The 14,779-nt window shown below is 72.1% G+C and carries 13 protein-coding genes; 4 read left to right on the top strand and 9 right to left on the bottom strand.

Annotated elements, in window-relative coordinates:
* Positions 1–46: 46 nt before the first annotated feature.
* The 5 genes from BLT28_RS31290 to BLT28_RS31270 form a co-directional block, all read right to left on the bottom strand.
* On the bottom strand, positions 47–1,429 hold the full coding sequence (locus tag BLT28_RS31290; protein WP_197683918.1) for an ATP-binding protein: 1,383 nt from the start codon (positions 1,427–1,429) through the stop codon (positions 47–49).
* Positions 1,430–1,615: 186 nt separating this feature from the next.
* Entirely contained in the window at positions 1,616–2,896 is a 1,281-nt protein-coding gene (locus BLT28_RS31285) for an MFS transporter (protein WP_407638767.1), read from the bottom strand.
* Between the two features lie 112 nt (positions 2,897–3,008).
* On the bottom strand, positions 3,009–3,443 hold the full coding sequence (locus BLT28_RS31280; RefSeq protein ID WP_030433312.1) for a MarR family winged helix-turn-helix transcriptional regulator: 435 nt from the start codon (positions 3,441–3,443) through the stop codon (positions 3,009–3,011).
* 17 nt (positions 3,444–3,460) lie between these two features.
* Positions 3,461–4,456: an esterase/lipase family protein gene (locus BLT28_RS31275; protein ID WP_052408152.1), complete on the bottom strand. Its 996-nt coding sequence runs from the start codon at positions 4,454–4,456 to the stop codon at positions 3,461–3,463.
* Positions 4,457–4,517: 61 nt separating this feature from the next.
* Complete coding sequence (locus tag BLT28_RS31270; RefSeq protein WP_030433314.1) at positions 4,518–5,966, bottom strand: NCS2 family permease; 1,449 nt, start codon at positions 5,964–5,966, stop codon at positions 4,518–4,520.
* Positions 5,967–6,009: 43 nt separating this feature from the next.
* On the opposite strand from BLT28_RS31270, the gene BLT28_RS31265 reads away from it, so the two are divergent.
* A complete protein-coding gene (locus tag BLT28_RS31265; RefSeq protein WP_231950488.1) occupies positions 6,010–6,306 on the top strand; it encodes a DUF2530 domain-containing protein in 297 nt (98 codons plus the stop codon).
* Between the two features lie 40 nt (positions 6,307–6,346).
* Here BLT28_RS31265 and BLT28_RS31260 read toward each other — a convergent pair whose 3' ends face one another.
* Both BLT28_RS31260 and BLT28_RS31255 read right to left on the bottom strand, forming a co-directional pair.
* On the bottom strand, positions 6,347–9,277 hold the full coding sequence (locus BLT28_RS31260) for a sacsin N-terminal ATP-binding-like domain-containing protein (RefSeq protein ID WP_030433316.1): 2,931 nt from the start codon (positions 9,275–9,277) through the stop codon (positions 6,347–6,349).
* Between the two features lie 31 nt (positions 9,278–9,308).
* On the bottom strand, positions 9,309–10,283 hold the full coding sequence (locus BLT28_RS31255) for a DUF3027 domain-containing protein (protein WP_081900799.1): 975 nt from the start codon (positions 10,281–10,283) through the stop codon (positions 9,309–9,311).
* Between the two features lie 58 nt (positions 10,284–10,341).
* Here BLT28_RS31255 and BLT28_RS31250 point away from each other — a divergent pair, with 58 nt between their 5' ends.
* The 3 genes from BLT28_RS31250 to BLT28_RS31240 are packed head-to-tail and all read left to right on the top strand — an operon-like array spanning position 10,342 to position 13,517.
* Positions 10,342–11,136, top strand: a complete 795-nt coding sequence (locus BLT28_RS31250) for a glutaminyl-peptide cyclotransferase (protein WP_081900800.1) — start codon at positions 10,342–10,344, stop codon at positions 11,134–11,136.
* A gap of 53 nt (positions 11,137–11,189) precedes the next feature.
* The gene (locus BLT28_RS31245) at positions 11,190–13,031 is read left to right on the top strand and encodes an MFS transporter (protein WP_063766703.1); all 1,842 of its coding nucleotides are present in this window, start codon (positions 11,190–11,192) and stop codon (positions 13,029–13,031) included.
* A gap of 9 nt (positions 13,032–13,040) precedes the next feature.
* Positions 13,041–13,517, top strand: a complete 477-nt coding sequence (locus BLT28_RS31240; RefSeq protein WP_030433320.1) for a DUF2771 family protein — start codon at positions 13,041–13,043, stop codon at positions 13,515–13,517.
* A gap of 9 nt (positions 13,518–13,526) precedes the next feature.
* On the opposite strand, the gene BLT28_RS31235 is transcribed toward BLT28_RS31240, so the two are convergent.
* Positions 13,527–13,916, bottom strand: coding sequence for a cold-shock protein (locus BLT28_RS31235; protein WP_030433321.1), 390 nt, complete (start codon positions 13,914–13,916; stop codon positions 13,527–13,529).
* Between the two features lie 150 nt (positions 13,917–14,066).
* On the bottom strand, positions 14,067–14,738 hold the full coding sequence (locus BLT28_RS31230) for an HAD family hydrolase (protein WP_269459612.1): 672 nt from the start codon (positions 14,736–14,738) through the stop codon (positions 14,067–14,069).
* Positions 14,739–14,779 lie beyond the last annotated feature (41 nt).

Below are 14,779 nucleotides of genomic sequence, written 5' to 3'. Positions count from 1 at the left end.
CCTGGAAGGACCCCGGTCGCCGAGGGGTGACCGGGGTCCTTTTCGCTCAACCGAGGATGTCGTCGGCCGTGACGACGAGCGCCTCGCCTGAGGCCGACCGAGGCCGCTCCCGCGCCGCGAGCGCGTACCGGATCTGCTCCGGATCAACGCCGGGAACAGCGGATGCCTTGGTGTGCAAGGACCGGAGCACTCGCCCGGCGTCGGGGGACCTCGCCCACTTCGCCTCGCCCGCCATGACCACCTTCCGGCCACGCCCGGCCAGCACCAGGGCGTCGATCTCCACGTCGGAGGCGTCCTTCCACCACTGCCCGACCGCGACGACCTCCGGAGCGATCTCCCCCGCCACGGCAAGACGGCGCAGGTGGGCCCGGAACATCTCCTCCCAGCGCTCGCCCATGAAGTCGTCCAGGCAGTCGATCAGCACCGGCAGGATGCTCTCGCCGAGGCCGCCCTCGATCTCGCTGCGGAACCGGGACAGGACCCCGAGGTAGAAGGCCAGGAAGTTGTCCGACACCCGGTAGGCGACCTTCTTCGTCCGCCCCTGTTCGGTGACCGGCACCCGCTTCTCGACGAGGCGCAGCTGGATCAGCCGTTCGATGGTCCGCGCGGGTTCGGCCGCCAGGGCGTCCTTGATCTGCCCGTACCTGGTGGCCCCGGAAGCGATCGCGTGCAGCACGGCCGACGGGTGATCGCCGCTTTCCGCCTCGGTCGCCAGGACGAGCTGCCCCTCGGTGAGCAGCGGAGCGCCGGGCCGCGCGACCAGCCGAAGCAGGTTCTCGGCAACATCGACCGACGAGTCCCACCAGGACAGGTAGAGCGGAACACCACCGAGCAGCCCGTACACGAGCGCGCGGTCGGCCGCGGCCAGCCCCGGCAGCAGCAGCGCCGCCTCGTGCGGGCGGAACGGGTGCACCTGCAGCGAGATGTCGAAACGGCCGTAGAGCGGAGCGCGCTCCTCCTGCAGCATTTCCATGTGGCGCACGGCCGAGCCGCACAGCAACAGCCGGAGCTTGGTCCGGTCCGCCGCCCGGTCGAGGAACGCCCTGATCACCCCTGGCAACTCCGGCGATCCCTTGACCAGCTCGGGAAACTCGTCGAGCACCACCAGCAGCGGCTCGTCGACGGCTCGCAGCGCGAGATCGTCGAGGGCGTCGTCCCAGTCGCTGTAGGGACGCGCGGTCAGATCGCGCAGCTGGTGCGGCTGCGTCGTGGCCACCTGGCGGGCGAGCTGGACGAGCTCCGCCCTTGCCGAGCGACCGGCACCGGTGTGAAACACGCTGCGCAGACCATCGGCGAAGTGGTGCAGCAGCGCGGTCTTGCCGACCCGCCGACGCCCCCAGACCACCGCCACCTGGCGCCCGGTCCGCCACCACCGTTCCAAAGCGGCGAGCTCGTCGACGCGGTTGACGAACATCCCGACCTCACTCACGTCCGACGTAACTTACGTCAAGTGTAACTTTTGTCCCGCGTGAGTGTGCCGACCCGGGCAAACGAAAAGCCCCTGACTCCCGGTCGGAAGTCAGGGACTCCTCATGTTCCCGAACTGACTGCCGCTCCCACCACGAAGCGGACAGGAATTAGGTTAGCCTAACTTCACCGGGCTGGCAAGCCCCGATCACTTCCGGGTGAGGACCCGGAGCCGGACCAGGCGCCGCACCGGCAGCCTGACCCCGCCGCGCCGGATCAGCACGATGCCGCAGACCAGCGCGAACAGCAGCGAGATGGTCCCACCGAGCCAGACCGGCGAGCGCGGTCCCCAGTGCTCGGCGACCCAGCCCATCAGCGGACTGCCGACCGGGTTCCCGCCCAGGAACACGAGCATGTACAGGCCCATCACCCGGCCCCGCATCTCCGGGGCGACCGAGAGCTGCACGATCGCGTTGGACACCGTGGTGAAGGTCAGCGCCGCCGCGCCGGTGAGCACCAGCAGCGCCCCCATCGACCACGGATCGGGCATGAAGCCGGTGATGATCTCCAGGACCCCGAAGGCCATCGCGCCGCCGATCAGCAGCCGCTGCCGGGGGCGCCCCTTGCCGCTGCGCCGCGCCGCCATGACCGCTCCGGAGAGCGTGCCGACCGCGAGCACCATGGACAGCGTGCCGTAGAGAGAAGCGTCGCCGTGGAACTCGTTGCGCGAGATGACCGCCAGGGTGGAGTGGAAGTTCAGGCCGAAGGTGCTCACCCCGAACGCCAGCACCATCACCACGACCAGGTCGGCGCGCTGCCGCACGTAGCGCAGGCCCTCGCGGAGCTGGCCGCGGCCGCGCGGGACCGGCTTGGAGCGGAACAGCTCCGCGGGGTTCATCAGCGCGAGGCCGGTGATCACGCCCGCGAAGCTGGCGCCGTTGACCAGGAACACCCAGCCGGTGCCAATCCAGTTGATCATCACGCCGGCGATCGCCGGGCCGAGGATGCGGGCGATGTTGAAGGTCATCGAGTTCAGCGCGACGGCGTTGGTGACCTGGGCCTTGCCCACCATCTCCACCGCGAAGGACTGCCGCACCGGTGTCTCCACCGCGGCGAACATGCCCAGGATCAGGCAGAGCAGGTAGACGTGCCAGAGCCGCACGACGCCGGTCACGTCCAGCAGGCCGAGGGTCAGCCCGCACAGGCCCAGCGCCGCCTGGAGCACGATGAGGAACCTGCGCTTGTCCAGCCGGTCGGCGAGCACGCCCGCCCACAACGACAGCACCAGCGTCGGCGCGAACTGGAGCGCGACCGCGATGCCCAGTGCGACCGGGCTGCCGTTGGAGAGCTGGAGCACCAGCCAGTCCTGGGCGACGCGCTGCATCCACACGCCGATGAGGGAGACGACCTGGCCGGAGGCGTAGAGCCGGTAGTTGCGCGTCCGCAGCGAGGAGAACATCCCGCCGCGCGGCTTCTCGTCCGTGGGCAATCGTTTGTCCACTGAGGACGAAAGGCGCCCCTGCGGGGGTGTGCCGGGCGGGGAGTGGGTGTTGTCGGGTGACTGGTCTGCCCTGGTGTTCCCCGCGTAGGTCGGCACTTCGTTACTGCCCCGCCATTCTGTCGATGATCTCGGCCGCGCGGGAGAGGACCTCCCGTTCGGACTCGTCCAGTTCCGCGAGCCGCTTGTCCAGCCACCGCTCCCGCGCGCAGACCTCGGCCTTGATGAAGGTCCGGCCGGCCTCGGTCAGGTCGACGATCGCCTGCCTGCCGTCGGTGGGGTGCGGCGACCGCGTCGCGTACCCGTGTTCCTCCAGCGCGGCGATCACCCTGGTCATGGAGGGGGGCTGCACGCCCTCCCGGGCCGCGAGCTCTCCCGGGGTCAACGGCCCGCCCTTGTGCAGGCTGGACAACGCGGAGAGCTGGGTCAGCGAGACCGAGGAGTCGCTGCGCTGGGCGCGGAGCCTGCGGTTGAGCCGGACGACGGACAGCCTCAGACGGCTGGCCAGGTTGGGCTCGCCCGGTTCGGACTCCGACATGTCTTTAGCATACCTCACTATCTCGCGGACGGAGCGCAGGTCCCTCCGACGTAGCAACGCAGCGGCGGCTCGGTTTCGGTCGCCTGGCCACCGACGACGTCGAACAGCTCGTTCGGCCGCAGCAGCGGCAGGCTGGTCGCCATCGCCACCAGATCGGCACCGGGCAACGCCCGTTCGGCGCAGAGGAAGGGCGAGATCCGGCGCGGGTCGGCGGGCCCGGAGTGCTCCAGCGCGTCGACCGTCAGCGCGTAGGCGACCGCGTCGGCCAGCAGCGTGAGGTGACCGGTGTGCCGCAACGGGCAGAACACCTGCGTGGCGATGTTGGTCGCCTCCGGCAGCAGGCTCGCGGTCGGCTGGGGCGTCACCAGCTCGTCGAAGAGCGTGTGGATCGAGGTGTAGGACGGCCCCGGCGGGAGCTGGCCGAGGTTGACGTTGCGGATCAGCTGCGACTCTGGGTGGAGCTGGCGCACCGCGGGCTGGCAGAGCGGGTTGCGGACGCAGTGTTCCGCCGCCGCGCGCGAGCCCCGGTACGGCACGCCCAGCCCGACGTAGTCGTCCACAGTGGACCGGATGTCCGGCCAGAACCGCAGCGCCCACAGCGCGAGCACTCCGCCCTGGTCGTAGCTGACAACGGACACCTTGTTGCCGCTGCGCGCGGCGATCGTGCGGATCGCGTGCACGACGTACTCGGCGGCGTCCTGCATGTCGTCCATGGCCTTGCCGGGCAGGTCCAGCACGCAGACCGGCCGGTTCAGCGAGCCCAGGGCGCGGCGGTAGCCCCAGTCCCAGGTCTCCGCGGCGCTCAACCCGGTGCCGTGCACCAGCAGCACCGGCCTCGCGGTCCCGGAGTCGTCGACGTCACCGCCGCAGGACAGCGCGGTGTTCAGCGCCGACGCCGGGGTGTGCAGGACGGGACCGGGGGGCGGGGGCTGCGGGACCGCCTCGGCCGGGAGCGAGAACGTCGCGATCACCGCAGCACAGGGCAGGAGCCGCCAGAGCTTGTTGATCCCCACGGCTTCCGAGGCTAGGCGCCGTTCCCGCACCCAGCCACGCGAGTCACCCGGCGGTGGCGCGCTAGATCCCCAGTGCCTGGCGCAGCGGGCCCACCGCGAAGTAGGCGATGAACGCGACCGAGACCACCCACATCAGCGGGTGCACCCTGCGCGCCTTGCCGGTCACCGCCTGCAGCAGCACGTAGCTGATGAACCCGGCGCCGATGCCGTTGGCGATGGAGTAGGTGAACGGCATGACCACGATGGTCAGGAACGCGGGCAGCGCGACGGTGAAGTCGGAGAAGTCGATCTCCCGCACCTGGCTGACCATCAGCGCGCCGACGATCACCAGCGCGGGCGCGGCGGCCTCGACCGGGATGACCTGGTAAAGCGGGGTGAAGAACATGGCGGCCAGGAAGAGCAGGCCGGTGACCACGTTCGCCAGGCCCGTGCGCGCGCCCTCGGCGATGCCCGCGGCGGACTCGATGTAGACGGTGTTCGACGAGGAGGAGGCCAGGCCGCCCGCGACCGCGCTCGCGCCGTCGATGAACAGCGCCTTGCCGGTGCCCGGCAGCTGGCCGTCCCTGTCGAGCAGGTCCGCCTCCTTCGCCAGCCCGGTCATCGTGCCGATGGTGTCGAAGAAGTCGGTCAGCACCAGGGTGAACACCAGCAGCGCCACGGTGATCGCGGGCAGCCTCCACCACGCGCCGAAGGAGACGTCGCCGACCAGGGACAGGTCCGGCAGGCCGAAGACCTGCTCGGGCAGGCCCGGGTAGCCCAGGCTCCAGCCCTTCGGGTCGGTGCCCTTGGACGGCCCGGCCTTGAAGACCGCCTCGACCACCATCGCCAGCACGGTGCTGCCGAGCACGCCGATCAGGATCGCGCCGCGCACCCGGCGCGCCACGAGGACCCCGGTGAGCAGCAGCCCGAACACGAAGACGAAGGTCGGCCAGGACGCGATGGACCCGTTGATGCCCAGCCCCACCGGCACGGTGGTCTTGGCGTCGTCGGGCAGGCGCCGGACGAACCCGGCGTCGACGAAGCCGATCAGGCAGATGAACAGGCCGATGCCGACCGCGATGGCGGCCTTGAGCTCCGGCGGCACGGAGTTGAACACCGCGGTGCGGAAGCCCGTCGCGACCAGCACCAGCACCACGACGCCGTTGACCACGACCAGGCCCATCGCCTCCGGCCAGGTCATCTGCGGGGCCAGGGTGACCGCGACCAGGCTGTTGATGCCGAGCCCGGTGGCGATGGCGAACGGGTAGTTCGCGATCAGTCCGAAGAGGATGGTCATCACACCGGCGACCAGCGCGGTCACCGCGGCGACCTGCGGCACCGGGAGGATGTTGCCCAGCACGTCCCGCTTGGCGCCCGCGTCGTCCGCCGCGAAGCTGCCCATGATCAGCGGGTTCAGCACCACGATGTAGGCCATCGTGACGAACGTGACCAGCCCGCCGCGGACCTCCCGGCCCACGGTGGACCCGCGCTCGGTGATCTTGAAGTAGCGGTCCAGCCTGCCTGCGCCCATGTGCACTCCCTGCCGCGGTGTTTCGGCCGGTAGCCTGCCCGATGTGGCGGAGAAGAGCGAACGCGGCCAGGTTACGAGTGCGGAAAGTCCCGCGCCCCCGCCGCTGCCCCGTGCCCTCGCCGACCCGGTCCCGCTGATCGCGACGGGCACCGCGCTGTGGTTCGTGGCCTTCGCGGTGCTGCTGGTGCTGCGCACGGCCTTCGACACCGGTGACTGGGTCTGGGTGTGGACCACGCTCAGCGGTGGCCTGCTCGGCCTCATCGGCTGGTCGATCATCATGTGGCAGCGCCGCGCGGCCCGCCGGGGTTCCCGAACCGCCCAGCACGGCGACGGCCTCTGACCTCCCTTGCGCACCCAATGAGTCATTCGGTGCGTTCGGGCTACGCCAGGTGGGTCGTCGCGGTGGGCGACGCGAGGAGCGCGGCGAGCTGGTGTCGTTGCGCCCAGCAGCCGAGCACGTGGGCCAGGGCGCGGCCAAGGCCCGTCGGAGAGTCCGTGACGTGCAACAGACCTGAGTCGTCGCACCACCACTCGGCCTCGTGCTCCTCATCGCGCACGCGCACCACGAGCCGGTCGTGCAGGACGACCTCGCCGTCCGGGAACGGGACGCCGATGAGGTCGCACGCCTCCACGACACCGTCCAGGTCGGCCCAGGGCTGCTCGACGCCGGTGCTGACCACCGAAGCCTGCGCGTAGTCCGAAGCCAGTGGCAGGTCGAGCAGGTCGGCCAGCACCTCGGGCGTGCCACCGCCGACGAGGGTGCCCGCGTCCAGCACGGGCAGCAGCCACGGGCCGTCGAGCACGACCGCGTACTCCGTGGACACGACCTCGCCGGTGAGCGCCCTGACGAACTCGGGAACGTCCACATCGGACGGTTCGACGACTCCTTCTGCCACGGCGCCTGCGAGCACCGAGTGCGCCCGCAGCATCGTGCCGTCACGCACCAACCGATCCGAGTCCCCAAGTCGCGCAAGGAGATCTTCGGCGTCGAAGGCGTCGTCGACCGAGAGGCCGGAGCGGACGCCGAGCAGCACCAGCAGCTCCTCGGACAGCTCCTCGGCGGGCACCACCTCGTAGAGCCCGGCCAGGTCGTCGGCCTCCGGCAGGCGCCAGTGGGTCGGCGGCAGCCCGTCGAGCAGCGCGTACCGGGTCAGCCACCAGCCGGTGTAGCCGCCGGGCTGCGTCAGCGCCCGCCAGGTGTCCGGGTCGGCCGCGAGCAGCCGCAGCGCCGCGGGCCACGCGTCGTCGGCGACCAGGTCGAGGTCGCGGACCGCGCGCAGCTCGGTCGGCGGGTTCGCGTCGCCGTCGATCTCCTCCCACCAGGCCGCCTCATCGGCCAGGCGGTGGTCGGGTCCGGTCGGGGCCGGGTCGACGAGCACGGTGAACCCGTCGAGCACGCCCACCGCGCGCAGCGTCTCGGCAGGCCACTTCTCGGCCAGGTCCGCGGCGAGCACGCCGAGCGGCGCGTCCTCCTCGAAGATGTCCAGCAGCGGGGAGCTGGGCAGCAGCAGCTCATCGGCGCGGTGGATCTCGCCGTCGGAGTCGCGCAGCGCGAGCGCGCCCAGCCAGTCACGCGGTCCGGCCCGTTCGACCAGTCGCAGCACGGCATCGGCCAGCGCGTCCACATCGAGGTCGAGCCCGGCCTCCGCATCGGCCACGCTGCGCTCGACGGACGCGCGCAGTTCCGGCGCGTCGAGCAGTTCGTCCGCCCCGGCCCGCCCCGCGCCCAGGCGCTCCAGCAGCGGGTGCGCCGCGTCCGGGTGCACCAGCCGCAGCCCCAATGCGTCCACAGTGGACAGATCGGTGTCCAGGACGAGGGTGCCGCGGGGACCGATCGCGTTGCGCCCGTCGATGAGCGGAACCGGCAGCGCGGCCAGTTCCTCGCTCGCCTTCGGATCAGCCTCCAACAGCGGGAAAACCGCTTCGTAAAGCCGTTTCCACCAGTCCGGCGCGCGGTCGAGCCCGGTGACCGCCTCGACCAGCTCGGCGAGCCGGACCCGCGGCACCCCCAGGGCCTGCAACGCCTTGGCGTGCGAGGTGTGGGCGAACTCCGCAGGGAGCAGGTTCGGCAGCACGTCGGTGAGCAGTTCGGCCAGTTCGGCGGAGGGCCGGTCCAGCACGCGTGCTCGCGAAGGCGCGATCTCCTCGTCGGCGACCGAGGTCAGCCAGGGCACCGACCGCAACGCGGCGAGCACGGACTCGCGCAGCGTTCCGTCCGCATCGGACAGCGGGAAGCCGGGAAGCGGCACCAGCGCGGTGCGGTGCTCGACCGGCAGGGTCAGCAGCAGGTCCGGGTAGCACTCCGCGGCCGCGGCGAGCACCCGATCGGTCGCGGGACCCGCCATCAGCCTGCGCCGCGACGGCTCGACCGGCAGCGTCGCCAGCAACCGCGCGGGCAACGACATCCGCTCATCGGTCGGCGTCGGCGTGTGCAGGACGTCCTGGGCCAGCGGCTTCGGCGCGCCGGCCGCGTCCAGCTGCACCGCCCAGCAGACCGTCCACTCAGGACGGAGCCGGGCCTCGGCACCCAGCCCGTGCAGGTCGTCCTCACCGAGCCTGCCGTCCCTGCGGTGCACGTGCCAGGTCGTGCTGCCGGAGTCCCCGTGCACGCGGAGGTTGCCGTCCGGCAGGTCCTCGCGGCGCCAGGTCCGGCCGTCGACCTCCACCTCGGCCAGGCCGGGCAGCGCCAGCAGCAGGTCCTCCGCCTCGGTGGCGAAGCCCTTGATCACCTCGTCGGGGTCGATGTCGGCGCGCAACGGCAGCCGGACCTCGGTGGCGAAGCCATCGGGCACCGCGGGCTCATCCGCGCCGACCGGCCACACCAGGCGCAGCACCGGCACCGCGCCCCCGCGCTCGGCCAGCGCCTCGGCCACGGTCGGCAGGTCGGCACCCGCCGAACGCGTGCGGTCGGCGGAGAACGCGATACCTCCGGTGGTCGAGACCACCCTGGGCTCGTCGGTCACGGCGAGCACCGCGGAGAAGCCGACGCCGAACCGGCCGACCCGGTTGGCGTCGCGCTTGGGCGAGGCGCGCAGCGAGGCCAGCGCCGCGACACCTTGAGCGGTCAGCGGTTCGCCGGTGTTCGCCGCGCGCAACTCTCCGTCCACGACGGACAGCCGAAGCCGTCCGCCGCCGCCCGCCGCGTCCGCGGCGTTCTGCGCCAGCTCGACGAGCAGGCGGTCCCGGTAGCCGCCGTAGCGCAGGTCCTCCTCGGCGTTGGCGTCCTCGCGGAAGCGGGTCGGCGACGCGCGCCAGGCGTCCAGCACCGCCTGCCGGAGCGCTCCGGTGCCGAAGGGATCCGCGGTGTTCACGCCGCCTCCGCGGAGAGGAGTACGTCGGCGGTCATGACTCGGTGACTGGCGGAGCCTCGGCCTCGGGCTGCGGTTCCGCCCCGGACTCGGGCTGGGAGTCGGGCTCGGCCACGGCTTCCGCCCCAGGTCCGGTTTCGGGCTCGGCGTCCGGCGCGGGCTCTGACTCCGACGCGGACTCCGGCGCCGCGGGCTCGGTCGAGGGCAGCTCACCGCCGCGCGGCGTGTGGTCGATCTCCAGGACGGAGTCGTCGTAGACCACCTCGGAGATCGGCACGATCGAGCTGGTGTCGACCTCGGCCTCGGAGTGCGCGCCGCAGCCGTACTCGACGTGCACGACGCGCCCGTCCGCCGGGGCCAGCTCGTTGGCGCAGACCCCGAACGCGGCCTTCAGCGAGCCCTGGAGCTGGAGGAAGAAGCCGCAGTTGCCGCAGTTGCCCGGGGCGGCCTTGGCCATCTCGCTCGACGGGCCGAACGCGCCGCGGTGCCAGCGGTCGGCGGCGTCGAGGCGGCCCTCTCGGGAGAGCACTCGCGGGCGGCCGAGACCGATCTCGTAGGCGACCTCCTGCTCACCGGGGTCGTCGCTGAGCACGTAGCCGGGAGCCAGGCGCGGGTCGTCGGGCGCGGTCGGCAGCAGGTCGCCGGGGCCGAGGTCGCCTGCGCGCACGCGCTGGTTCCACGGCACCCAGTCGGGCGCGACGAGGGACGACGGACCGGGCAGCAGCACGACCTCGCTGACGGTGACCGGCTCGCCGGGGCCCGCGACCGCCACGGTCACCGCCCAGCGCCAGCCGCCGTAGCCGGGGTGCGCCGCCTCGAACAGGTGAGTGGCGGTGACGTCGTCCTCCGCCTCGACGCCGACGTGCCCGCCGACCTCGCCACCGGCCTCCTCGATGGCCGCGTTCCTGGCCAGTTCGCGCGCTTCGACCAGGACCTCGGCCGGTCGCGTGGCCGCCGCGTCGTCAGTGTCCGCCGAATGGTGGCTGGCAGGAGAGGAGGTGGGCGTCACGGTTGACGATTGTGCCGCATGTCCGCGCGGCCCTCGTCAGGCATGCCAGGCTGGCCGCATGCGACGCGGAAGCTGGCGGTACGGCGCGGCCGCCGCCGCACTGGTCGTCGTGGCCGGCGCGGTGTGGCTGACCGAGGGCGACGCGCCCGGCGGAGTGGCCCCGGAACGACTGCGGGTGCAGGTCCTGGGCGCGCTCCCGCACGACACGACGGCCTGGACGCAGGGCCTTGAGCTGCGCGACGGCGTGCTCTACGAGGGCACCGGCCTCGCCGGGCAGTCCAGCGTCCGCGAGCTCGACCCCGCCACCGGCGCGGTCCGGCGCCAGGTGCCGCTGCCGGAGCTGTTCGGCGAGGGCGTGACGGTGACCGGGGACCGGTTGTGGCAGCTCACCTGGCAGGAGGGCGTCGCGATCGAGCGGGACCGCTCCGACCTGCGCGAGCTCCGCCGGGTGCGCTACCCCGGCGAGGGCTGGGGCCTGTGCCTGGACGGCTCCCGGCTGGTGATGAGCGACGGCAGTTCCACGCTCACCCTGCGCGATCCCGCGACGTTCGCCGAGCTGGGCCGGGTGGAGGTGAGCCGGGAGGGGGTGCCGGTCCGGGAGATCAACGAGCTGGAGTGCGCGGGCGGCGCGGTCTGGGCGAACCTCTGGAAACGGGACGAGATCGTGCGGATCGACCCGGCCAGCGGGGCGGTGACCGCTACCGTGGACGCGTCCGGCCTGCTCAGCCCGCAGGACAGGGCGGGAAGCGACGTCCTCAACGGCATCGCCGCCATACCGGGGACCGATGAGTTCCTGATCACCGGGAAGCTCTGGCCGAAGATCTTCCGGGTCCGCTTCGTGCCGGTGCGATAACGCGTGGTCTCCGGCTGGGACACTGGGAGCACGACGTACGGCAGGATGAGGACGTGACTGGTACCGGTCGGGGCCGCCCTGGTTGGGGCGGGGGGAACCGCAAGCGGCACAAGGAGGCCCAGGAGCTGCACAGCTCCGAGGAGCCGACGCGCAAGCAGCCGCCGCGCGGTCCGGAGCGCACCCGTCCGGAGTCCTACCCGTGGGACGAGGACCCGGACTACCAGCCACGACAGCGGCGCCAGCGCAGCGAGCCGGAGACCAGGTACGAGCCGAAGTACTACCCGCCGGACAGCTACCCGCAGCAGCCGCCGCGCTTCCGCGAGCGCTACAACTCCGACGGTTACCCCGAGCCGGTCTACGACTCCGACCGCCACGCCGAGTACCCGGAGCAGCACTCCCGGCTGGCCCCGCCGCCGGAGTACGGGTCGAGCGGGCCGAAGCTGCCGAAGAAGATCACCGTCAGCCGCGTCGCGATCTACCGCACCCGCCAGCTCGGCCAGCAGGCCGTGCAGGCGTTCCGGCGCGGGGTGCACGCGGACGGGGCCGACAAGTCCGGCCTCGCCGCGCTGACCTACGCGGTGATGATGAACTTCGCGCTGGACGCGGCGATCGCGGTGGCGCTGGCCAACACGCTGTTCTTCTCCGCGGCCAAGGGCGAGAGCCAGGGCAAGGTCGCGCTCTACCTGCTGATCACCGTCGCCCCGTTCGCGCTGGTCGCCCCGGTGGTCGGTCCGCTGCTGGACAAGCTGCAGCGGGGCAGGCGGCTCGCGCTGGCCGCCTCCTTCGCGGGCCGCGCCGTGCTCGTCATGGTGATGGCGACGAACTTCGACACGTGGGGGCTGTACCCGGCCGCGTTGGGCGCGATGGTGCTGTCGCAGTCCTTCGGCGTGCTCAAGGCAGCGGTGACCCCGCGCGTGCTGCCACCGGACATCTCGCTGGTGAAGTCCAACTCGCGGATGGCCGTGTTCGGCCTGGGCGCGAGCGTGGTCTTCGGCGGTGTCGCGGGCGCGTTCGGCCAGCTCATCCACGAGTCGGCCGCGCTCTGGTTCGCCGCGGTGATCTGCGTGGTCGGCGTGTGGCGCTGCCTGCGCATCCCGGCCTGGGTGGAGGTCACCGAGGGCGAGGTGCCGGCGTCGCTGAGCGCGAACGCGAACAAGCGCGAGGGCAAGCCCAAGCGCCAGCCGATGGGCCGCAACCTGCTCGTCGGCCTGTGGGGCGCGGGCTCGATCCGCGTGCTGACCGGCTTCCTCACCCTGTTCGCGGCGTTCGTGATCAAGGCGCAGACCGAGGGCGAGCCCATGCTCCAGCTGATGCTGCTGGGCGTGATCGGCGCGGCCGCCGGTGTCGGCACCTTCCTGGGCAACGCCATCGGCGCGCGGCTGCAGCTGGACAAGCCGGACGTGGTGGTCATCGGCTGCCTGAGCACCGCGCTGGCCTCGGTGGTGTTCGCCGCGCTGATGGAGGGCCTGGTCACCGCGGCCATCGTCGGCCTGATGGGCGCGACCGCCTCCGCGCTGGCCAAGGCGTGCCTGGACGGGGCGATCCAGACGGACATGCCGGACGAGTCGCGGGCATCGGCCTTCGGCCGCTCGGAGACGATCCTGCAGCTCGCGTGGGTCTTCGGCGGGGTGCTCGGACTGCTGCTGCCGCCGGTCTACTGGATCGGCTTCACCGTGGTCGCGGGCGTGCTCACGCTCGGGCTGGTGCAGACCGTGCTGACCCACCGCGGCACCTCGCTGATCCCCGGCTTCGGCGGCGACCGGCCGCTGCGGCCGGGCAGCGAGGACCGGACCAAGCCGACGGCACCGCCGGTGAGCAGGCAGGACGGCTGGGCCCCCGGCTGGCCGGGCTCCCAGGGCCAGCCGGGCGGCGCTCCCCCGCCGCACTCCCCGTAGGTTTGACGCGTGCGTCGAATCGCCCTACTGCTCGCGGCCGCCGGTGTCACGCTCGCCGGGTGCGCCGCGCCGACCCCGCCGACGGTGACCTTCTACGCGGCGGGCAAGGCCGCGGTGACCGGCCCCGCCCAGCACTGCGACGTGCAGGTGGAGAACTGTTCCGCCGACCCGAACGCGCACGCGGTGCTGCGGGTGCCGCCGGGCAGCCCGTTGCAGATCTCGGTCGACGCCCACGTCGGCGAGACCCCGTGGCAGGTCGTCTTCCGCTACCGCGACGCGGCCGGCACGCCGATCGAGGGCCGCAGCGCGGTGTTCTACGGCGAGTCGAAGCGGCTCGCGTACACGCTGCGGCTGCCCGCCGCCTCCGCGCAGCTGGAGACGGTCGAGATCCAGCAGTTCGGCGGGGTGCTGGCGGCGCGCCAGGACGGCGGCGTCGACTTCATCACCCGCGGAACCTGGGTGCTCTCCGTCGACGACCGCCGCTGAGGACCGGCTCTAGTTCGGGTCCAGCTCGCGGGCCACGGCGCGGACGACCTCCGCGACGACCTTGGTGGTCTTGCGGTCCGGGTAGCGGTTGCGCTGCAGCTCCGGCTGGATCTTCATCTCCAGCAGCTTGATCATGTCCTCGACCAGGCCGTGCAGCTCCTCGGCCGGGCGGCGCTGCGCCTCGGCCACCGAGGGGGCGGGGTCGACGAGGCGGACGGACAGCGCCTGCGGACCGCGGCGGCCGTCGGCGACACCGAACTCCACCCGCTGGCCCGACTTGAGCGCGTCGATGCCCGCGGGTAGCGCGGAGGCACGGACATAGACGTCCTCACCACCGTCCTGGGTGACGAAGCCGAAGCCCTTCTCCGCGTCGTACCACTTGACCCTGCCGGTCGGCACTATGCTCACCGTTCCCTTGGTTTCCCGGTTGCGCCCCGCGCGACTGCCCCGGTGTTGACCCTGCGGCGTCCTCGCACGACGAACGCGTCCTAGGCGAGCCCAGGACGCGCGAATTGTCAGCGTACCGAGAACCACCGGTTCAGCGACAGGCTACGGCGCATTCTGCTGTTCGAGGCTGCGCCGTTGGTGGCGAAGATCAAGGCCCTGCCAGACGAGCGCCCAGTCGCGCAGCCACGCCGGGAACTCCGTCAGATCGCCGAGCACGACATCCGCTCCCGCCTCGGACAGCTGGACGGCGTCGCAGGCACCGCTGGGCACCGTGACCGCGACGGCGTCCGCGGCGCGCGCCCCGACCACGTCGCCGATGTGGTCACCGACGTAGACCTGTGCGCCGAACTCCCGCAGCGCGTCCGCCTTGGCCACCGACCACAGCTCGCCGACGAGGTGGTCGACCTCGATGCCGAGCGCTTCCAAGTGCAGCGAGGCGTTGGGCGCGTACTTGCCGGTGACCACGACGACCCGCCCGCCGTGTTCGCGAACGGCGGCGACGGACTCCGCGGCGCCGGGCATCGCGACGGTCCGCGGGATGACGATCTCCGGGTAGAGCGCGCGGAACTCGGTGACCAGGGAGGTCACCAGGGCCTCGTCGGTGACGTAGCGGCGGAACTCGTCCTGCAGGGGCGGGCCGAGGTTGTCGGCGAACCGCTCGCCGTCGAGGGGGAGGCCGGTCTGGCGGCCCAGCACCTCGAACGCCCGCCGCATCCCGGGCCGGGGGTCGATCAACGTCATGTCCAGGTCGAATCCCACGGTCAGCACGGCCACAAGGCGACCCTACGGGGTTGACACAAGCCAATTTCGCGTCC

Source organism: Allokutzneria albata, assembly GCF_900103775.1.
Taxonomy (GTDB): Bacteria; Actinomycetota; Actinomycetes; order Mycobacteriales; family Pseudonocardiaceae; genus Allokutzneria; species Allokutzneria albata.
The sequence above is the reverse complement of the archived record's forward strand: the minus strand, read 5'-3'. Positions and strand labels throughout refer to the sequence as shown.

Coding starts and splice junctions, on each gene's coding strand:
- BLT28_RS31270 (WP_030433314.1), bottom strand. CDS start 5,966: ATGGGCGCAGGCAGGCTGGACCGCTACTTCAAGATCACCGAGCGCGGG.
- BLT28_RS31280 (WP_030433312.1), bottom strand. CDS start 3,443: ATGTCGGAGTCCGAACCGGGCGAGCCCAACCTGGCCAGCCGTCTGAGG.
- BLT28_RS31250 (WP_081900800.1), top strand. CDS start 10,342: ATGCGACGCGGAAGCTGGCGGTACGGCGCGGCCGCCGCCGCACTGGTC.